The organism is Bradyrhizobium sp. (assembly GCF_035652035.1).
GTDB lineage: Bacteria > Pseudomonadota > Alphaproteobacteria > Rhizobiales > Xanthobacteraceae > Bradyrhizobium.
This window is the reverse complement of record NZ_DASREO010000082.1, coordinates 24,084-43,137: the sequence shown is the minus strand read 5'-3', so window position 1 is coordinate 43,137 and position 19,054 is coordinate 24,084. Positions and strand designations below refer to the sequence as shown.

Below are 19,054 nucleotides of genomic sequence, written 5' to 3'. Positions count from 1 at the left end.
AGCCCATGCGACTGTTCGATCAGACAAAGCAAAAACGGAGACGCCCATGCCGGGACTACGACCTCGAGCGGCCAGGAATCCAACGGGCTATCTCCGCCTGCCCGCCACTATGACAGTGACAGCCATCGAGATACAGGAATCTCGCGCCATAACTTCTAGATTCCGGATTCGCGCTGAAGCGCGCTCCGGAATGACGCTCTGCGCCACAATTGAGCACGCTGCGGCTTGAACGGTGGAAGCGAAAGGGATAACCAGCCTCAAACGGCTTTCATCCACCTCCCGCTTCAAAGGACATCCCCATGGCGCGCAACAAGATCGCTCTGATTGGCTCCGGCCAGATCGGCGGAACGCTGGCCCATCTCATCGGCCTCAAGGAACTCGGCGACGTCGTGATGTTCGACATCGCCGAGGGCGTGCCGCAGGGCAAGTCGCTCGATATCGCGCAGTCTTCGCCGGTCGATGGGTTTGATGCCCATATGACGGGCGCCAATTCCTACGAAGCGCTCGACCGCGCCGATGTGTGCATCGTCACCGCCGGCGTGCCGCGCAAGCCCGGCATGAGCCGCGACGATCTTCTGTCGATCAATCTGAAAGTGATGGAGCAGGTCGGCGCCGGCATCAAGAAATACGCTCCCGACGCTTTCGTCATCTGCATTACCAACCCGCTCGACGCCATGGTCTGGGCGCTGCAAAAGGCCTCCGGCCTGCCGCAGAAGAAGGTGGTCGGCATGGCCGGCGTGCTGGATTCGTCCCGCTTCCGTTATTTCCTGGCGGATGAGTTCAACGTCTCGGTCGAGGACGTCACCGCGTTCGTGCTGGGCGGCCATGGCGACACCATGGTGCCGCTGGTGCGCTACTCCACCGTGGCCGGCATTCCGCTGCCCGACCTCGTCAAGATGGGCTGGACTTCGCAAACGCGCCTCGACGAGATCGTCGACCGCACCCGCAACGGCGGCGCCGAGATCGTCAACCTGCTCAAGACCGGCTCGGCCTTCTATGCGCCGGCGGCCTCGGCGATCGCGATGGCCGAGAGCTATTTGAAGGACAAGAAGCGGGTGCTGCCCTGCGCCGCCTATCTCAATGGCGAATACGGCGTGAAGGACATGTATGTCGGCGTTCCCGTCGTGATCGGCGGCAAGGGCGTCGAGCGGATTGTCGAAATCGAACTCGCGGGCAAGGATCGCGACGCCTTCGACAAGTCGGTCGCGGCGGTCCAGGGCCTGGTCGAGGCCTGCAAGAAGATCGCGCCGGACTTGTTAGGCCGCTGATGTTGTGAGGCTTTTGCCCAAGATCGATCCTCGATCTTGGGCATTTCACTTTTCTGACGCAGTTCGGGTTGCAGTTTCTTTGGTATATGGTATGCCAGCGAGAACGCCGGTATGAATTGCCAAATTCACCGCGATCCAAGGTTCGGGGAACGTCCAGATGAATATCCATGAATATCAGGCCAAGGCTCTGCTCAGCGAATTCGGTGTCGCCATCTCGAAGGGCGTGCCGGTGCTGAACGCAGCCGATTCGGATGCGGCCGCAAAGAGCCTCCCCGGCCCGGTCTGGGTGGTGAAGAGCCAGATCCACGCAGGTGGCCGCGGCAAGGGCACCTTCAAGGAAGCCTCCGCTGGCGGCAAAGGCGGCGTGCGCATTGCCAAGTCCGTTGCCGAGGTCAACGAATTCGCCAAGCAGATGCTGGGCGCTACGCTGGTGACGGTGCAGACCGGCCCGCACGGCAAGCAGGTCAATCGTCTCTACATCGAAGACGGCTCCGACATCGACAAGGAGTTCTATCTCTCGATCCTGGTCGACCGCGAAACGAGCGAAGTATCGTTCGTGGTGTCGACCGAAGGCGGCGTCAACATCGAGGAAGTCGCGCACAAGACCCCGGAGAAGATCGTCACCTTCTCCGTTGATCCTGCGACCGGCATCATGGGCCATCACGGCCGCACGGTCGCGAAAGCACTCAAACTTTCAGGCGATCTTGCCAAGCAGGCGGAGAAGCTGGTCGCGCAGCTCTATGCCGCCTTTGTCGCCAAAGACATGGCGATGCTGGAAATCAATCCGCTCGTCGTCACCAAGCAAGGCCAGCTCCGCGTCCTCGACGCCAAAGTGTCGTTCGACGACAACGCGCTGTTCCGTCATCCCGAAGTTGCGAAGCTGCGCGACGAGACCGAAGAGGACGCCAAGGAGATCGAGGCATCGAAATACGACCTCAACTATGTCGCGCTCGACGGCACGATCGGCTGCATGGTCAACGGCGCTGGCCTCGCCATGGCGACGATGGATATCATCAAGCTCTACGGCATGGCGCCAGCGAACTTCCTCGATGTCGGCGGCAGCGCCAGCAAGGAAAAGGTCGCCGCCGCCTTCAAGATCATCACCGCCGATCCCAACGTGAAGGGCATTCTGGTCAACATCTTCGGCGGCATCATGAAATGCGATGTCATCGCCGAAGGCGTGGTTGCCGCGGTGAAGGAAGTCGGCCTCAAGGTGCCGCTGGTCGTGCGTCTCGAAGGCACCAATGTCGATGCCGGCAAGAAGATCATCCGCGAAAGCGGCCTCAACGTGCTGCCGGCCGATAATCTCGACGACGCTGCGCAGAAAATCGTCAAGGCCGTCAAGGGAGGCTGACGATGAGCGATCATCTCGACGCGCCGACGCCGCTGGAAGAACACCGCAAGCTTGCGGTCTTCGCGGGCGAATGGGCCGGCGAGGAGATGGTCTATCCCTCGCGCTGGACCAAAGGCGGTCCGGCCACGGCCAAAGTCTCGGCCCGCATCGATCTCAACGGCTTCTACCTCATCCAGGACACGCGCCAGAGCCGCGACGGCAAGGAAACCTTCGCGACCCACGGCGTCTTCACCTATGACCGTGAAGACCGTCTCTACAAATTATTCTGGCACGACTCGCTCGGCTATTACCCGCCGTCGCCCGCTTCCGGCGGCTGGTCCGGCAAATCGCTGATCCTCGTGCGCGGCTCGCTGCGCGGCAATGCGCGTCATGTCTACGACGTGATCGACGACGACAGCTACGCGATGAAGATCCAGTTTTCGCCCGATGCCGAAGGCTGGACCGACGTGCTCACCGGCACTTACCGGCGGATTCACTAAAACCCTTATCGATTGTCTCTCCGAAAGCAGTCTCACCCATGTCCATCCTGATCGACAAGAACACCAAGGTCATCTGCCAGGGCTTCACCGGCAAGAACGGCACGTTCCATTCCGAGGCTGCGATCGCCTACGGCACCAAGATGGTCGGCGGTACCTCGCCCGGCAAAGGCGGATCGACGCATCTGAACCTGCCAGTGTTCGACACCGTGCGCGAGGCGCGGGAGAAGACGGGCGCGGATGCGTCGGTGATTTATGTGCCGCCGCCGGGCGCGGCGGATGCGATCTGCGAAGCGATCGATGCGGAAATTCCGCTGATCGTCTGCATCACCGAAGGCATTCCGGTGCAGGACATGGTCAAGGTGAAGCGCTCGCTGTCGGGCTCGAAGTCGCGCCTCATTGGACCGAATTGTCCGGGCGTCATGACCGCGGGCGAATGCAAGATCGGCATCATGCCGGCGAATATTTTCCGCCCCGGCAATGTCGGCATCGTCTCGCGCTCCGGCACCTTGACCTATGAAGCGGTGTTCCAGACCTCGCAGGAGGGCCTCGGTCAGACCACGGCCGTCGGCATCGGCGGCGACCCGGTCAAGGGTACCGAATTTATCGACATGCTCGAGATGTTCCTGGCGGACCCGAAGACCACCTCGATCATTATGATTGGAGAGATCGGCGGATCGGCCGAGGAAGACGCCGCGCAGTTCCTCAAGGACGAGGCCAAGCGCGGCCGCAAGAAGCCGATGGTTGGCTTCATCGCTGGCGTGACGGCGCCCCCCGGCCGGCGCATGGGTCATGCCGGCGCGATCATTTCCGGCGGCAAAGGCGACGCCGGATCCAAGACCGCGGCCATGGAATCGGCCGGAATTACGGTCTCTCCGTCCCCGGCGCGGCTCGGAAAGACCCTCGTTGAAAAATTGAAATCCTAATTCACTTTTTGGTTCTTTTCGGGGCGAAGTTTCTTCTTAGATAGGGTACAGCTTTCCGGACCCGCCGGTCTGCTTCTTGCAGACCGGATTCCGCGCCGTCTGTTACGCGCGATGAAGAAATTAGCAGGACGCCCCCATGTCTCGCCAGGATGCGAACGCCGCCTTTGCACTTTCGTCTTTTTTGCAGGGCACAAACGCCACCTACATCGACGAAATCTACGCTCGCTACGAAAATGACCCCTCCTCGGTCGATACCGAGTGGCAGGAGTTCTTCAAAAGCCTGAAAGATTCACCCGCCGACGTTCGCAAGAACGCCGAAGGGCCGTCGTGGGGCAAAAGTAACTGGCCGGTCACGCCGCAGGACGACCTGACGTCGGCGCTCGACGGCAATTGGATCGAAGTCGAGAAGGTCGTCTCCAAGAAGATCGCCGCCAAGGCGCAAGCCGCAGGCGCCGAACCCGCATCCGGCGACGTGCATCAAGCCACGCGCGATTCCGTCCGCGCGCTGATGTTGATCCGCGCCTACCGGATGCGCGGGCACTTCCACGCCAAGCTCGATCCGCTCGGCATCGAGGCGCCGCGCGATCGCGAAGAACTCGATCCGCGCTCTTACGGCTTCACGGAAGCCGATTTTGACCGCAGGATCTTCCTCGATCACGTACTCGGCCTCGAATACGGCACCCTTCGCGAGATCGTCGCGATCTGCGAGCGGACCTATTGCCAGACGCTTGGCGTCGAGTTCATGCACATCTCCAACGCTGCGCAGAAGGCCTGGATTCAGGAGCGCATCGAGGGGCCGGACAAGGAAATCTCCTTCACCCGCGAGGGTCGCCGGGCCATCCTCAACAAGCTCGTCGAAGCCGAAGGTTTTGAGAAATTCTGCGATCTGAAGTTCACCGGCACCAAGCGCTTTGGTCTCGACGGCGGCGAATCCCTGATTCCGGCGCTGGAGCAGATCATCAAGCGCGGCGGCAATCTCGGCGTGAAGGAGATCGTCGTCGGCATGCCGCACCGCGGCCGCCTCAACGTGCTGACCCAGGTGATGGGCAAGCCGCATCGCGCGCTGTTCCACGAATTCAAGGGCGGTTCGGCCAATCCCGACGTCGTCGAAGGCTCGGGCGACGTCAAATATCACCTCGGTGCTTCGTCGGACCGCGAGTTCGACAACAACAAGATCCATCTGTCGCTGACGGCGAACCCCTCGCATCTGGAAATCGTCGATCCGGTCGTGCTCGGCAAGGTGCGCGCCAAGCAGGATCAGCATGGCGACCCACCGGACATGCGCATTTCGGTGCTGCCGCTCCTGATGCACGGCGACGCGGCGTTTGCCGGCCAGGGCGTGGTGGCGGAATGTTTCAGCCTGTCGGACCTCAAGGGCTATCGCACCGGCGGCTCGCTGCACTTCATCGTCAATAACCAGATCGGTTTCACCACCTATCCGCGCTATTCGCGCTCCTCGCCCTATCCCTCGGACGTCGCGAAGATGATCGACGCGCCGATCTTCCATGTGAACGGCGACGATCCGGAAGCTGTGGTTTTCGCGGCCAAGGTCGCGATCGAATTCCGGCAGAAATTCCACAAGCCGGTCGTCATCGACATGTTCTGTTATCGCCGGCACGGCCATAACGAGGGCGACGAGCCGGCGTTCACCCAGCCGGTGATGTACAAGAGGATCGGCTCGCACCCGTCAACGCTTGAAATCTACGCCAAGCGTCTGATCGCCGAAGGCGTGATGACCGAGGGCGAAGTCGATAAGGCGAAGGCCGACTGGCGCGCGCGGCTCGATGCCGAGTTCGAAGCCGGCGTCGGCTACAAGCCCAACAAGGCCGACTGGCTCGACGGCAAATGGGCGGGCTTCAAGATCGCCGACCAGGAAGAAGATGCGCGCCGCGGCGTGACCGGCGTCAAGGCTGCGGTCCTGAAGGATATCGGGCGCAAGATCACCAAGGTGCCGGACGGATTCCGCGTTCACCGCACCATCCAGCGTTTCCTCGACAACCGCGCCAAGGCAATCGACAGCGGCGTCGGTGTCGACTGGGCGACCGGCGAGGCGCTGGCGTTCTGCACTCTGCTCGAGGAAGGCCATCACGTGCGGCTGTCGGGCCAGGATTCGGAGCGCGGCACGTTCTCGCAGCGCCATTCGGTGCTGATCGATCAGGAAGACGAAAGCCGCTACACACCGTTCAACCATCTCGGCGGCGATCAGGGTCACTACGAGGTCATCAACTCGCTGCTGTCGGAAGAGGCCGTGCTCGGTTTCGAGTATGGCTACTCGCTGGCCGAGCCGAATGCGCTCGCGATGTGGGAAGCGCAGTTCGGTGACTTCGCCAACGGCGCGCAGGTGCTGTTCGACCAGTTCATCTCGTCGGGCGAACGCAAATGGCTGCGCATGTCGGGCCTCGTCTGCCTGCTGCCGCATGGCTACGAAGGGCAGGGGCCGGAGCATTCCTCGGCGCGGCTCGAGCGCTACCTGCAAATGTGCGCCGAAGACAACATGCAAGTGGTCTATCCGACCACGCCTGCGAATTACTTCCACGTGCTGCGGCGGCAGCTGCATCGCGAAATCCGCAAGCCGTTGATCCTGATGACGCCGAAGTCGCTGCTCCGCCACAAGCGTGCGGTGTCGCGGCTTGACGAGCTCGGCGAGGGAACGACGTTCCACCGCATTCTCTATGATGACGCGCAGATGCTGCCCGACGAGAAGATCAAGCTCGTGCCGGACGAGAAGATCAGGCGCATCGTGCTGTGCTCGGGCAAGGTCTATTACGATCTTTACGAGGAGCGCGAAAAGCGCGGCATCGACGACATCTACCTGATGCGCGTGGAGCAGCTTTATCCGGTGCCGCTCAAGGCGCTGGTGGTCGAGCTTGCCCGCTTCAAGGGTGCCGAAGTGGTCTGGTGCCAGGAAGAGCCGCGCAACATGGGCGCGTGGCATTTCATGGAGCCCTATCTCGAGTGGGTGCTCAACCAGATCAACGCCGCCTACAAGCGTCCGCGCTATGCGGGCCGCGCGGCGGCAGCGGCCACCGCGACCGGCCTGATGTCGAAGCATCTGGCGCAGCTGAAAGCGCTGCTCGATGAGGCGCTGAATTAAAGTCCACTTGCGCGCCCCGTCAAAGCGGGGCGCAACCAGTTTAGGCCATCGCGCCAGCATCGATCACCTGCATTCGCGGACGTGGCCACGCAAAAGACATTGAGGAAAACCGATCATGACTGAAATTCGTGTGCCGACGCTCGGCGAATCCGTGACCGAGGCCACCATCGGCCGTTGGTTCAAGAAGGCCGGCGATAGTGTCGCCGTCGACGAACCGCTGGTCGAGCTCGAAACCGACAAGGTGACCATCGAGGTGCCTGCGCCGTCGGCCGGCGTGCTCGGCGAAATCAGCGCTAAGGATGGCGAGACGGTCGCCGTGGGCGCGTTGCTCGGGCAGATCACCGATGGCGCTGCCGGCGCCAAGCCTGCGGCTGCGCCGGCCAAGGCTGCTGCGCCGGCTCCCGCGGCCGCCGCCAAGGCGCCGCCGGCGGACAAGGCGCCGCCAGCCGAAACCAAAGTGCCGCCGTCGGATGCGCCGCTGGCGCCGTCAGTGCGCAAGCTGTCCGCCGAAAGCGGGGTCGACGCGTCAACCGTTCCCGGTTCAGGCAAGGATGGTCGCGTCACCAAGGGCGACATGCTGGCTGCGATCGAAAAGGCTGCCTCTGCGCCGACGCCGGTCAATCAGCCGGCAGCCAGCGTTCAGGTCCGTGCGCCATCGCCCGCCGACGATGCCGCGCGCGAAGAGCGCGTGAAGATGACGCGGCTGCGCCAGACCATCGCGCGGCGGCTGAAGGACGTGCAGAACACGGCGGCGATGCTGACGACCTTCAACGAGGTCGACATGACCAACGTCATGGCGCTGCGAGCGCACTACAAGGATGTGTTCGAGAAGAAGCACGGCAGCAAACTCGGCTTCATGGGCTTCTTCACCAAGGCTTGCGTGCAGGCGCTGAAGGATATTCCGGCCGTCAACGCCGAGATCGACGGCACCGATCTGATCTACAAGAATTACTATCACATCGGTGTTGCCGTCGGCACTGACAAGGGCCTGGTCGTTCCCGTCGTGCGTGACTGCGACTACAAGTCGATTGCCGACATCGAAAAGAGCATCGCCGATTTCGGCCGCCGCGCCCGCGACGGTCAGCTCAAGATCGACGAGATGCAGGGCGGCACCTTCACCATTACCAATGGCGGTATCTATGGTTCGCTGATGTCGACGCCGATCCTCAACGCGCCGCAAGCGGGCATTCTCGGCATGCACAAGATCCAGGAGCGGCCGATGGCGATCGGCGGCAAGATCGAGATCAGGCCGATGATGTATCTTGCGCTGTCCTACGATCACCGCGTCATCGACGGCAAGGAAGCCGTCACCTTCCTGGTGCGCGTCAAGGAAAGCCTGGAGGACCCGGCACGGTTGGTGCTGGATCTCTGAGCAAGGCCTGCGCCGCCTCCATCAACCTCTCTGAAACCTTGAGGGTCTTCTCATGACCGACAAAGTTGTTGTGATCACCGGCGGCAGCCGCGGCATCGGCCGCGCTGCTGCGCTCGCTGCGGCGGCGCGTGGATTTCGCGTCGTCATCGGCTATGCCACGAATAAAGCGGCCGCCGACGAAGTCGTCGCCAAGATCGAAGCCAGCAACGGCAAGGCGATCGCCGTGAAATGCGACGTCGGCGTCGAGGCCGACATCCTTGCGCTGTTCAAGGCGGCCGATGCCTTCGGTACGCTTGGCGCGCTCGTCAACAATGCCGGCATCGTCGGCAAGAGCGGCGTGCGCGTTGACGAGATGACCGCCGACCGCATCCAGCGCACGATGTCCGTCAACGTGACCGGTAGCATTCTCTGTGCACGGGAAGCGGTGAAGCGGATGTCGACCAAGCACGGCGGCAAGGGCGGCGTCATCATCAATATCTCGTCGGTCGCCGCCAAAATCGGCTCGGCCAACACCTATGTCGATTATGCGGCGTCCAAGGGCGCGATCGACACCCTGACCGTCGGGCTTGCCCAGGAGGTTGCCAGCGAAGGCATCCGCGTCGCCGGTATTCGGCCGGGCCTGATCGATACCGATATCCACGCTTCGGGCGGCGAGCCGGATCGCGCGCATCGGCTCGCCCATATGGTGCCGATGAAGCGCGTTGGCGTCGCCGAAGAGATCGCCAATGCTGTCGTCTGGCTGATGTCGGACGAAGCGTCCTACGTCACCGGCGCCACACTTGACGTGTCGGGCGGGCGCTAAACCACCCGTCACAAATTTCAGCTACGGATCTGATCATGGCTACTTACGATCTCGTTGTTATCGGCACCGGCCCCGGCGGCTATGTCTGCGCCATTCGCGCCGCCCAGCTCGGCATGAAAGTCGCCGTGGTCGAGAAGAACGCGACGCTTGGCGGCACCTGCCTCAATGTCGGGTGCATGCCCTCGAAGGCGTTATTGCACGCCTCTGAAATGTTCGAGGAGGCCGGTCACTCCTTCGCCAAGATGGGCGTCAGCGTGTCCGCGCCGAAACTCGATCTGCCCGCGATGATGAATTTCAAGCAGCAGGGCATTGACGGCAACGTCAAGGGCGTCGAGTTCCTGATGAAGAAGAACAAGATCGATGTAATCTTCGGCAAAGGAAAAATTCTCGGCACCGGCAAGATCGAAGTCGCCGGCAACGACGGCAAGACGCAAGTCGTCGAGACCAAAAACATCGTTATTGCGACCGGCTCGGATATCGCGCGCCTCAAGGGCATAGAGATCGACGAGAAACGCATCGTGTCCTCAACCGGCGCGCTGTCGCTCGACAAAGTGCCGGGCAAGCTTTTGATCATCGGCGCCGGCGTCATCGGGCTCGAACTCGGCTCGGTCTGGCATCGTCTCGGTGCGCAGGTCACCGTGGTCGAATTCCTCGACCGTATTCTGCCCGGCATGGATGGCGAGATCGCCCGGCAATTCCAGCGCATCCTCGAAAAGCAGGGTTTTGCGTTTAAGCTCGGCGCCAAGGTCACTGGCGTCGATGGGTCTGGCAAGACGCTGGTCGCGCAAGTCGAGCCGGCGGCGGGCGGCGCTGCGGAAAAGATCGAAGCCGATGTCGTGCTGGTTTGCATCGGCCGCGTCCCCTACACCGAAGGGCTTGGCCTGAAAGAAGCAGGCGTGGCGCTCGATAATCGCGGGCGCGTTCAGACCGATGCGCATTTCGCCACCAGCCTGAAGGGCGTCTACGCGATCGGCGATGTCATCGCAGGTCCGATGCTGGCGCACAAGGCCGAAGACGAAGGCGTGGCCGTCGCCGAAATTTTGGCGGGTCAGGCCGGTCACGTGAATTACGACGTCATTCCGGGTGTCGTGTATACAACGCCGGAAGTCTCCTCCGTCGGCAAGACCGAGGAAGAGCTGAAGCAGGCAGGTATTGCTTATACCAGCGGTAAGTTTCCCTTCACCGCCAACGGCCGCTCGAAGGTCAACCAGACCACTGACGGCTTTGTGAAGATTCTCGCAGATGCGAAGACCGACCGTGTGCTCGGCGTGCATATTGTCGGCATTGAGGCAGGCGAAATGATCCACGAAGCCGCTGTTTTAATGGAGTTTGGCGGTTCGGCGGAGGATCTGGCGCGAACCTGCCACGCCCATCCGACGCGCTCCGAAGCGGTGAAGGAAGCGGCGCTTGCGGTTGGCAAACGCGCCATCCATATGTGATCCTAGCCCGAGTCGGGCTAGGATGACCTCGATGCTACGCCGCCTACTTCAACCGGTCTGGGTGCTGCTCGCGGTCATCTTTTTGATCGAGGCGTGGCTGTGGGATCATCTCGAGCCGATCGTCGCCTGGTTCGTTGCGAAGATTCCACTACAGTCTTTCAAGACCTGGCTCGCGGAGCGCGTCGATACGCTCTCGCCCGCGATGACGCTGATCGTTTTCGTCGTGCCGGTGATTCCGCTGTTCCCGCTCAAGATGGTCGGCGTGTGGCTGCTCATGCACGAATACTGGATGAGCGCCATTTTCACGATCCTGTTCGCCAAGCTTCTCGGCGTCGGCGTCACTGCATTCGTCTTTGACGTGACGCGGCCGAAGCTGCTGGAGATGGGGTGGTTCGAGAAGCTCTACGAGTTCATCCTGGCGCTGCGCGCCAAGGCAAAGGCTCTGGTCGACCCGATCAAGCAGCGGATCCTCGAAGCGCTACGCGGCAACGGCGACCGCTGGTCGTCGCGAATGCTGCGGCTGATCCAGCGCTTCCGCAAGAGCGTGCACGAAGCGCGCTAGATAGCGTTTTCAAGCGAAGTGGGTACCGGTTCGCGTGAAGAAAACGCGTCAAATAAAAAAGTTACCCTTACAAAGCCAGATGCAACACATGGGGCGCGAACGCCCCGAACAAGCCGATGACGACGCCGGCGAGCGTGAGCAATCCTGAGATCCAGGCCAGCGCGATCATGCCGGTGATGATAGTCGCCGAGGCCAGCACGATGCCGATCTGGAACGCCGCCGAAGCCAGCTCGAAATGATGATATTTCGCGGTGGCGAGCTCCCGTTCTTCCTCCGCATGCTTGGCGCGTTCGGCGAGTTGCTCGGTGCCTTCGCCGGTCTCGGGTTCGGAGCGGTAGCGTGCCGCTGTCTTCTTCCATTCGTCGATTTGCTTTTGCGCGGCCGCCTTGGCGGCCTCATCGCTCGGAAGTGCAAGCTGGGTCTGTTCGGCCGCAGTCTGCACCGTGGTGCGGCGGATGCTTTTCGCCTGGAAGAACGCCCACAGGTTGGACGCTTCGACGTTCTTGGCAATGGCCTCGGTCTGCGCGCCCTTGCCAAGCGTCTCCGACAGCGCCAGGCACAGCGCAATCACCGCAATCAGAAGCGCGATCTTCCTGTTTTCCCCCGAGGCATGCTCGGCGTGTTCGGCATGCTCCATGCTTTCATGTGCGCTCATGATTCTTCCCCCCAGTCAGGCTAGTGGTCCGATTCTGACATTCGCATCCCTTCTCAACAGGCTCTTTTGCGTATGTCAGAATCAAAGGACCACTAGAAAAAATAGATTTCCAGTGGAGTTTTGGATTTGACATTCGCTTTATGAGTTCACGGCTAGGTGGCTCGCGAATGTCAAATCCACTCCACTGATGGAACGATGGACGAACAACGTGACGAGCGCAAGGGTCCGAGCGAAGGGTTCAGGCGCGTGGATGCGTGGTCCGGTACACTTCCAAAAGCCGCTCGCTGTCGATGCCGGTGTAGATCTGGGTCGTCGATAACGAGGCGTGGCCGAGCAATTCCTGGATCGCCCGCAAGTCGCCGCCACGTGACAACAGATGCGTGGCGAAGGAATGCCGGAGCGCGTGAGGCGTCGCGCTGTCGGGCAGGCCCAGTGCGCCGCGCAATCGCGCCATGGTCAGTTGGATGATGCGGGGCTGCAGTGGTCCACCACGGGCGCCGACGAACATCGGCCCCTCCAGCGGTAACGGATACGGGCACATCGCGGCGTAGTCCGCAATCAGGGTCAGGACGTTTTGCAACACCGGCACCATTCGCGTCTTGTTGCCTTTGCCGTGAACGATCAACACGTCGCCTTCGCCGGGCGCAGGCACGTCTCGGCGCTTTAGCCCGAGCGCTTCGGAAATGCGGAGGCCAGAACCGTAGAGCAGCGCCATCACGGCCGCATCGCGCGCCCAGATCCAGGGCTCGCGATCCTCGCCGGCGCGCTCATCGGCGTCCGCAAGCCGTTTGGCCGCCGCGACCGCCAAAGGTTTCGGCAGGCTCTTGCCGATCTTTGGCGCGCGGATGGCGGATAACGCGCCGACCTTGCCGCGGCCTTCGCGCTCCAGGAAGCGCCCGAAGGAACGCAAGCCCGCCAGCGCGCGCATCAGCGAGCGGCTGGCGATGTCGTCGGCGCGCCGCTTGGACAGGAAAGCCCTGACGTCGCTGGCCTCGACGGCGGCGAAGCCTTTCAGCGTCACGCGCGCTCCCTGATGCTCGGCCAGGAATTCAAGGAACTGCCTGATGTCGCGAGCATAGGCTTCGGATGTCTTGGGCGACAGGCGACGCTCGGCGCGCAAAAAGGCCAGCCATCGCGCCAGTTCCAGCGCGATCGATTCGTCGGCGCCGTCAAGTTCAATCGGTTGCAGGGCGGGAGCCGGCTTTGCCATATCTGCTTTTGGCCCAGTGATTCCTTATGATTATATCGCACCTTCCTGGTTTACCCTTCGCTAACTCGCCGGTAACACGCACTGGTGCGGCGAATTTGAAGTTCCTATCACCGTTGCGGCAGGTCGATCATAGGAACTTCAAATTCAAAGCCGCACCAGAAATCAATAAGTTGCTAGAGCTCCTTTGATTCCGAAGTTCGCATCAGAGGTTGCCGCGATCGCCTGCGAACTTCGGAATCAGAGCTCTAGATGGATGACGCTCTGCGCACTCTATCCTCCGCCACATCGTCGACCGGCGTCGTCGATGTGCTGGTGCCTGTCGCGCTCAACCACACCTATTCCTACCGGGTGCCGCGAGGACTCGAATTGAAGGCGGGCGATGTGGTCTGTGTGCCGCTCGGGCCGCGCGAGGTCGTCGGCGTCGTTTGGGCGGAAAACGCGAGGCCCGAGCCGCGTCTGCACAACCGGTTGAAGGACGTTTCCGAGAAGCTTGACGTGCCGCCGCTCAAGGACGAACTGCGCGCGCTCGTCGACTGGGTCGCCAATTACACGCTGTCGGCTCGCGGCATGGTGCTGCGGATGGCCCTGCGCATGGGCGAGGACCTCGGGCCCGAGCGGGTGCGCGTGGGCGTGCGCCTGGTCGGTCCGCCGCCGCAGCGCATGACGCCGGCGCGGCGGCGATTGATCGAATTATTGTCTGACGGTCTCCTGCACGGCAAATCGGAAGCTGCCAAGGAAGCCGGCGTCAGCGCCGGCGTGGTCGACGGCCTGGTCGACGAAGGCACGCTTCTCGTCGAGGTGATGCCGAAGCCGCTTGCGCCGCCGGCGCCCGATCCGGCCTACGCGGTTCCCGAATTCACGCGCCAGCAACGCACCGCCGTCGATGCCATGCGTGCGCTTGCCGCCAATGGCACCTTCCATGTCGCATTGCTCGATGGCGTGACTGGATCGGGCAAAACCGAGGTCTATTTCGAGGCGGTCGCGGAAACCATTCGCCGTGGCAAGCAATCATTGATCCTGATGCCGGAGATCGCGCTGACCGGTCAGTTCCTCGACCGATTTTCGCGGCGTTTCGGTGTGCGGCCGCTGGAATGGCATTCCGAACTGACACCGCGAACGCGGCAGCGCAACTGGGCGGCAATTGCAAGCGGCGAAGCGCCGGTCGTGGTCGGCGCACGGTCGGCATTGTTCATGCCCTATGCCGATCTTGGTCTCATCGTCGTCGATGAAGAACATGACCAGGCCTATAAGCAGGACGATGGCGCACATTATCACGCCCGCGACATGGCGGTGGTGCGCGCGCATATCGCCAAGATCCCGGTCGTGCTGGCCTCAGCCACGCCGTCTGTCGAAACCGAAGTCAACGCGCGCAAGGGCCGCTATCAGCGCATTGCGCTGCCGTCGCGGTTCGGCGGGGCGCACATGCCGCATATCGAGGCGATTGACTTGCGCCGCGAAGCGCCTGCGCGCGGCCGCTTCATCTCGCCAAGACTGGCGGAACAGGTTCGCTTTGCAATCGAACGGCGCGAACAGGCGCTTTTGTTCCTCAACCGCCGCGGCTATGCGCCGCTCACGCTTTGCCGCGCCTGCGGGCACCGCTTCGCCTGTACCATCTGCGATGCCTGGCTGGTCGATCATCGCTTTCGCCAGCGTCTGGTCTGTCACCATTGCGGCTTCTCGATGGGCCGTCCTCATGCCTGCCCGCATTGCGCGGCGGAGGAATCGCTGGTCGCAGTCGGCCCCGGCGTCGAACGCCTGCAGGAGGAGGCCGCGACGCTGTTCCCGGATGCGCGGACGATGGTGCTGTCGAGCGATCTCATCACCTCGATCGAGACCATGCGTAGCGAGTTGAACGAGATTGCGGAGGGTCGCGTCGACATCATCATTGGAACCCAACTCGTCGCCAAGGGCCACCATTTCCCGAGGCTCAACCTGGTTGGCGTGGTGGACGCCGATCTTGGCCTCAGCAACGGCGATCCGCGTGCCGCCGAGCGCACCTGGCAGTTGCTCAACCAGGTGATTGGGCGCGCCGGGCGCGATCAAGGCAGGGGCGTCGGCTATCTGCAGACCCACCAGGTGGAACATCCGGTGATGAAGGCGCTGGTCGCCTGCGATCGCGAGGCCTTCTATGCCAGCGAAATCGAGATGCGCGAGAAAACCGGCTATCCGCCGTTCGGGCGTCTCGCGGGTCTCATCGTCTCGGCGGGTGACCGGCCGACGGCGGAAGGCTTTGCCCGCAAGCTTGCCACGATGGCGCCGATCGACGAACGGATCAGGGTGCTCGGACCGGCCGAGGCGCCGCTAGCGGTCATCAAGGGGCGTTATCGCTTCCGGCTGCTGGTGAAGTCGCAACGGAACGTCGATTTGTCGGAATATTTGCGCGAATGGCTGGCCGCCGGTCCAAAGACCAAGGGCAATCTCAAGCTCGAGGTGGATGTCGATCCGCAGAGTTTCCTGTGAGGCGCAAAACAAAACCCGCCGTCGGTCACGACGGCGGGCTTTGGTGTCAACTTAAGGACGACACCTCGCGAGGTGTCGTTCCGTTGAGCTGGGGGTCTCGGAAGGCTGCGCGAAAAGTGGCGCAGATCTTTAGATGACCTCGGCCGTGACGCGGCCGACGCCAGCGCTGGTCAGGCCGATGGCCCGGGCAGCACCCGTGGACAGGTCGAGCACCCGGCCGCGAACGAACGGGCCGCGGTCGTTGATGGTCACGACGACGCTGCGGCCGCCGTGGGTGACACGGAGCTTGGTGCCGAACGGCAGCGAGCGGTGAGCCGCGGTCATGGCTTCCTGGTTGAAGCGCTGACCGGAGGCGGTCTGACGGCCGGATTCATTGCCGTAGAACGAGGCCATCCCCGAGAAGCTGTGCCCGCCGAAGGACGGCGAGATCGACGCATTGGCTTCCCGCCAGGACGAGGTTTCGGCCCTGGCGACGTGATGGCTGTAATGGTGATGATGGTGCCGATAGGACCTCGCCGAGGCCTCCGAAACGGTACCGCCAGTGAAAGCAGCTGCGGCAAAAAGGATGAGCGCCGTACGCGACTGGGCAGCCCTGCCCAATGCCTGCTTGTTAAGTTTAAGCATTATATCTGTCCCTCAAAGTAGTAATGCCACATCTGTGGCACGTGGAACCCCCGCTCCGTTTTGAACGGACGCCGTTTGATTCCGCAATGAGGCATAAAAGGGGCAGTAGAATCGATTTATCTCACCCTGAAACATCTTGTTACGTGGAACGGAACAACGATAGATGTTCCGTAACGTCGAACTTTATTGATCAATTGATAGAATCTATACTTGAGAAATACGTTTCATTACTGATGACTGAAGTGCTCGCCTTGATTGCCCAGATTTCGGCAAGTAATGCGAGCGTGGTATGGCCGGGCGTGTTCCCCGGTTCCCTCCCGCTACGCGCATACTGCTATGCAGCAATTGTAGGAACGATCCTGGTCAAGGGAAATCGGTTGCTGAATACCGCTGGCCGGGCTCAGGCGCGCTGCGAGAAAGCGGCCGGATGGTCACGGCGAATCGCGTTCTCGCGCATCCACAAATCGCGTGCGACACGGCAGCGCCGCGAAGTGCCGTCATGTTGCACCTGCGGTCTTGCTATGTTAGCAAAGCCGCGATTTTAACGGTCCCGGCACTGCCTGTGCCGGTCGAAAATCGAAGTCCCGCTTGAACTCCAAGGGCTTGGATCGCTTGGCGCCGCATTTTGGCGACGGTTTTTCCCTTGCGAGTTTGACAGCAAACAAAGAGCGCGCTTGTGGCTGAGAATCCGTCCGTATCGGGAGTGTCCGGTCGTTATGCAACGGCCTTGTTCGAGTTAGCTCGCGACGAACGGTCGATCGATGCAGTCAAGGCCGACCTCGATCAATTCGAGGCGATGCTCAATGGCAGCGCCGATCTGAAGCGTCTGGTTCGCAGTCCGGTTTTTTCCTCCGACACGCAGGTGAAGGCATTGTCGGCAGTGCTCGACAAGGCCGGAATTTCCGGCATTTCCGCCAATTTCCTGAAAGTGCTCACCGCCAACCGGCGGCTGTTTGCGGTGGATCAGGTGATCCGCGCCTTCGCTGCGCTGGTTGCCAAGTTCAAGGGCGAGGCCATCGCAGACGTCACGGTGGCCGAAGCGCTCAACGACAAGAATCTCGATGCCCTCAAGACCGCGCTGAAGTCGGTCACGGGCAAGGACGTTTCTCTCAACGTGAATGTCGACCCGTCGATCATCGGCGGCCTCGTTGTCAAACTCGGCAGCCGCATGGTCGATAGTTCGCTTCGCACCAAACTCAATTCGATCAAGAACGCGATGAAAGAGGCAGGCTGATGGACATCCGCGCCGCGGAAATTTCCGCGATCCTCAAGGACCAGATCAAGAATTTCGGCCAGGAGGCCGAGGTCTCCGAAGTCGGACAAGTGTTGTCCGTCGGTGACGGTATTGCCCGCGTGTTCGGCCTCGACAACGTCCAGGCCGGCGAGATGGTCGAATTCGAAAACGGCACCCGCGGCATGGCGCTGAACCTCGAGACCGACAACGTCGGTATCGTGATTTTCGGCGCCGACCGCGAGATCAAGGAAGGCCAGACGGTCAAGCGCACCCGCGCCATCGTCGATACGCCCGTCGGCAAGGGCCTGCTCGGCCGCGTGGTCGACGCACTCGGCAATCCGATCGACGGCAAGGGCCCGATCAAGGCCGACAAGCGCATGCGGGTCGACGTCAAGGCGCCCGGCATCATTCCGCGCAAGTCGGTCAGCGAGCCAATGGCCACGGGCCTCAAGGCAATCGATGCTTTGATTCCGATCGGCCGCGGCCAGCGTGAGCTGATCATCGGCGACCGCCAGACGGGCAAGACCGCGATCGCGCTCGACACCATTCTCAATCAGAAGCCGCTCAACGCGCAGCCGGATGAGAACATCAAGCTGTATTGCGTCTATGTCGCGATCGGCCAGAAGCGATCCACCGTGGCGCAGTTCGTCAAGGTGCTCGAAGAGCAGGGCGCGCTGGAATATTCCATCATCGTCGCTGCGACCGCCTCCGATCCCGCCCCGATGCAGTACATCGCGCCGTTTACCGGTTGCACCATGGGCGAGTACTTCCGCGACAACGGCATGCACGCGGTCATCATCTATGACGACTTGTCGAAGCAGGCCGTCGCTTACCGCCAGATGTCGCTGCTGTTGCGTCGTCCGCCGGGCCGCGAAGCCTATCCCGGCGACGTTTTCTACCTGCATTCGCGCCTGCTTGAGCGCGCGGCCAAGCTCAACAAGGACCAGGGTTCGGGATCGCTCACCGCGCTGCCGGTCATTGAAACCCAGGCCAACGACGTCTCCGCCTACATCCCGACCAACGTGATTTCGATCACCGACGGCCAGATCTTCCTCGAAACCGACCTGTTCTTCCAGGGCATCCGTCCCGCGGTGAACGTCGGCATCTCGGTGTCGCGCGTCGGATCCTCAGCGCAGACCAAGGCGATGAAAAAGGTCGCTGGCAAGATCAAGGGCGAGCTGGCGCAGTACCGCGAAATGGCGGCTTTCGCGCAGTTCGGAAGCGACCTCGACGCCACAACCCAGCGCATGCTCAATCGCGGCTCGCGCCTCACCGAACTCCTGAAGCAGCCGCAGTTCTCGCCGCTGAAGATGGAAGAGCAGGTCTGCGTGATCTGGGCCGGTACCAACGGCTACCTCGATCCGCTTCCGGTCAACAAGGTGCGCGCATTCGAGGACGGGCTGCTGTCGCTGCTCCGCGGCAGGCACGCCGACCTCCTCAATACCATCCGTGATAGCCGCGACCTGTCTGACGATTCGGCGGCCAAGCTGAAGGGCGTGGTCGAAGGCTTCGCCAAGACATTTGCTTGAAGTCAGCTCGCGCCTCGTGGCGCGGGTGAGTGGCAAGACGTGGATGCCC

The 19,054-nt window shown here is 61.9% G+C and carries 15 protein-coding genes; 12 read left to right on the top strand and 3 right to left on the bottom strand.

Annotation, left to right across the window (positions count from 1 at the left end; translation table 11 throughout):
* The first annotated feature begins 299 nt into the window (after window positions 1–299).
* The 9 genes from mdh to VFB05_RS22210 all read left to right on the top strand — a co-directional run bounded on the left by mdh (window position 300) and on the right by VFB05_RS22210 (window position 11,293).
* Window positions 300–1,268, top strand: coding sequence for a malate dehydrogenase (mdh, locus tag VFB05_RS22250; RefSeq protein WP_325016236.1), 969 nt, complete (start codon window positions 300–302; stop codon window positions 1,266–1,268).
* A 157-nt stretch (window positions 1,269–1,425) separates the two neighbouring features.
* Window positions 1,426–2,622 carry an ADP-forming succinate--CoA ligase subunit beta gene (gene sucC / locus VFB05_RS22245; RefSeq protein ID WP_325016234.1) on the top strand — a complete coding sequence of 399 codons (1,197 nt, stop codon included), beginning with the start codon at window positions 1,426–1,428 and terminating at the stop codon, window positions 2,620–2,622.
* A gap of 2 nt (window positions 2,623–2,624) precedes the next feature.
* Window positions 2,625–3,101 (top strand): DUF1579 family protein, encoded by a 477-nt coding sequence (locus VFB05_RS22240; RefSeq protein ID WP_325016232.1) that lies wholly within the window; start codon window positions 2,625–2,627, stop codon window positions 3,099–3,101.
* Between the two features lie 38 nt (window positions 3,102–3,139).
* Window positions 3,140–4,024, top strand: a complete 885-nt coding sequence (gene sucD / locus VFB05_RS22235) for a succinate--CoA ligase subunit alpha (protein WP_325016230.1) — start codon at window positions 3,140–3,142, stop codon at window positions 4,022–4,024.
* 136 nt (window positions 4,025–4,160) lie between these two features.
* A complete protein-coding gene (locus VFB05_RS22230; RefSeq protein WP_325016228.1) occupies window positions 4,161–7,118 on the top strand; it encodes a 2-oxoglutarate dehydrogenase E1 component in 2,958 nt (985 codons plus the stop codon).
* Window positions 7,119–7,233: 115 nt separating this feature from the next.
* Window positions 7,234–8,490: a 2-oxoglutarate dehydrogenase complex dihydrolipoyllysine-residue succinyltransferase gene (gene odhB, locus VFB05_RS22225; protein ID WP_325016226.1), complete on the top strand. Its 1,257-nt coding sequence runs from the start codon at window positions 7,234–7,236 to the stop codon at window positions 8,488–8,490.
* 52 nt (window positions 8,491–8,542) lie between these two features.
* The gene (locus VFB05_RS22220; protein ID WP_325016224.1) at window positions 8,543–9,292 is read left to right on the top strand and encodes an SDR family oxidoreductase; all 750 of its coding nucleotides are present in this window, start codon (window positions 8,543–8,545) and stop codon (window positions 9,290–9,292) included.
* Window positions 9,293–9,327: 35 nt separating this feature from the next.
* Window positions 9,328–10,731: a dihydrolipoyl dehydrogenase gene (gene lpdA / locus VFB05_RS22215; RefSeq protein WP_325016222.1), complete on the top strand. Its 1,404-nt coding sequence runs from the start codon at window positions 9,328–9,330 to the stop codon at window positions 10,729–10,731.
* Between the two features lie 31 nt (window positions 10,732–10,762).
* On the top strand, window positions 10,763–11,293 hold the full coding sequence (locus tag VFB05_RS22210; RefSeq protein ID WP_325016220.1) for a hypothetical protein: 531 nt from the start codon (window positions 10,763–10,765) through the stop codon (window positions 11,291–11,293).
* A 67-nt stretch (window positions 11,294–11,360) separates the two neighbouring features.
* On the opposite strand, the gene VFB05_RS22205 is transcribed toward VFB05_RS22210, so the two are convergent.
* Both VFB05_RS22205 and VFB05_RS22200 read right to left on the bottom strand, forming a co-directional pair.
* A complete protein-coding gene (locus VFB05_RS22205) occupies window positions 11,361–11,948 on the bottom strand; it encodes a DUF4337 domain-containing protein (RefSeq protein WP_325016218.1) in 588 nt (195 codons plus the stop codon).
* A gap of 238 nt (window positions 11,949–12,186) precedes the next feature.
* Window positions 12,187–13,158, bottom strand: coding sequence for a tyrosine recombinase XerC (locus tag VFB05_RS22200; protein ID WP_325016216.1), 972 nt, complete (start codon window positions 13,156–13,158; stop codon window positions 12,187–12,189).
* 249 nt (window positions 13,159–13,407) lie between these two features.
* Between VFB05_RS22200 and VFB05_RS22195 the strand changes: the two genes are divergently transcribed.
* Window positions 13,408–15,618 carry a primosomal protein N' gene (locus tag VFB05_RS22195; RefSeq protein ID WP_325016214.1) on the top strand — a complete coding sequence of 737 codons (2,211 nt, stop codon included), beginning with the start codon at window positions 13,408–13,410 and terminating at the stop codon, window positions 15,616–15,618.
* A 129-nt stretch (window positions 15,619–15,747) separates the two neighbouring features.
* Here the strand turns inward: VFB05_RS22195 and VFB05_RS22190 are convergent, their stop codons facing one another.
* Window positions 15,748–16,242, bottom strand: coding sequence for a septal ring lytic transglycosylase RlpA family protein (locus tag VFB05_RS22190; protein WP_325016212.1), 495 nt, complete (start codon window positions 16,240–16,242; stop codon window positions 15,748–15,750).
* A gap of 676 nt (window positions 16,243–16,918) precedes the next feature.
* Here VFB05_RS22190 and VFB05_RS22185 point away from each other — a divergent pair.
* Window positions 16,919–17,476, top strand: a complete 558-nt coding sequence (locus tag VFB05_RS22185) for a F0F1 ATP synthase subunit delta (RefSeq protein ID WP_325016210.1) — start codon at window positions 16,919–16,921, stop codon at window positions 17,474–17,476.
* A complete protein-coding gene (atpA, locus tag VFB05_RS22180; RefSeq protein ID WP_325016209.1) occupies window positions 17,476–19,005 on the top strand; it encodes a F0F1 ATP synthase subunit alpha in 1,530 nt (509 codons plus the stop codon). The genes VFB05_RS22185 and atpA overlap by 1 nt, the downstream gene beginning before the upstream one ends.
* Window positions 19,006–19,054: the final 49 nt, after the last annotated feature.

Excerpts from the sequence above, each read along its gene's own strand:
- mdh (WP_325016236.1), top strand. The coding sequence starts at position 300 with ATGGCGCGCAACAAGATCGCTCTGATTGGCTCCGGCCAGATCGGCGGA.
- sucC (WP_325016234.1), top strand. The coding sequence starts at position 1,426 with ATGAATATCCATGAATATCAGGCCAAGGCTCTGCTCAGCGAATTCGGT.
- VFB05_RS22240 (WP_325016232.1), top strand. The coding sequence starts at position 2,625 with ATGAGCGATCATCTCGACGCGCCGACGCCGCTGGAAGAACACCGCAAG.
- sucD (WP_325016230.1), top strand. The coding sequence starts at position 3,140 with ATGTCCATCCTGATCGACAAGAACACCAAGGTCATCTGCCAGGGCTTC.
- VFB05_RS22230 (WP_325016228.1), top strand. The coding sequence starts at position 4,161 with ATGTCTCGCCAGGATGCGAACGCCGCCTTTGCACTTTCGTCTTTTTTG.
- odhB (WP_325016226.1), top strand. The coding sequence starts at position 7,234 with ATGACTGAAATTCGTGTGCCGACGCTCGGCGAATCCGTGACCGAGGCC.
- VFB05_RS22220 (WP_325016224.1), top strand. The coding sequence starts at position 8,543 with ATGACCGACAAAGTTGTTGTGATCACCGGCGGCAGCCGCGGCATCGGC.
- lpdA (WP_325016222.1), top strand. The coding sequence starts at position 9,328 with ATGGCTACTTACGATCTCGTTGTTATCGGCACCGGCCCCGGCGGCTAT.
- VFB05_RS22210 (WP_325016220.1), top strand. The coding sequence starts at position 10,763 with ATGCTACGCCGCCTACTTCAACCGGTCTGGGTGCTGCTCGCGGTCATC.
- VFB05_RS22205 (WP_325016218.1), bottom strand. The coding sequence starts at position 11,948 with ATGAGCGCACATGAAAGCATGGAGCATGCCGAACACGCCGAGCATGCC.
- VFB05_RS22200 (WP_325016216.1), bottom strand. The coding sequence starts at position 13,158 with ATGGCAAAGCCGGCTCCCGCCCTGCAACCGATTGAACTTGACGGCGCC.
- VFB05_RS22195 (WP_325016214.1), top strand. The coding sequence starts at position 13,408 with ATGGATGACGCTCTGCGCACTCTATCCTCCGCCACATCGTCGACCGGC.
- VFB05_RS22190 (WP_325016212.1), bottom strand. The coding sequence starts at position 16,242 with ATGCTTAAACTTAACAAGCAGGCATTGGGCAGGGCTGCCCAGTCGCGT.
- atpA (WP_325016209.1), top strand. The coding sequence starts at position 17,476 with ATGGACATCCGCGCCGCGGAAATTTCCGCGATCCTCAAGGACCAGATC.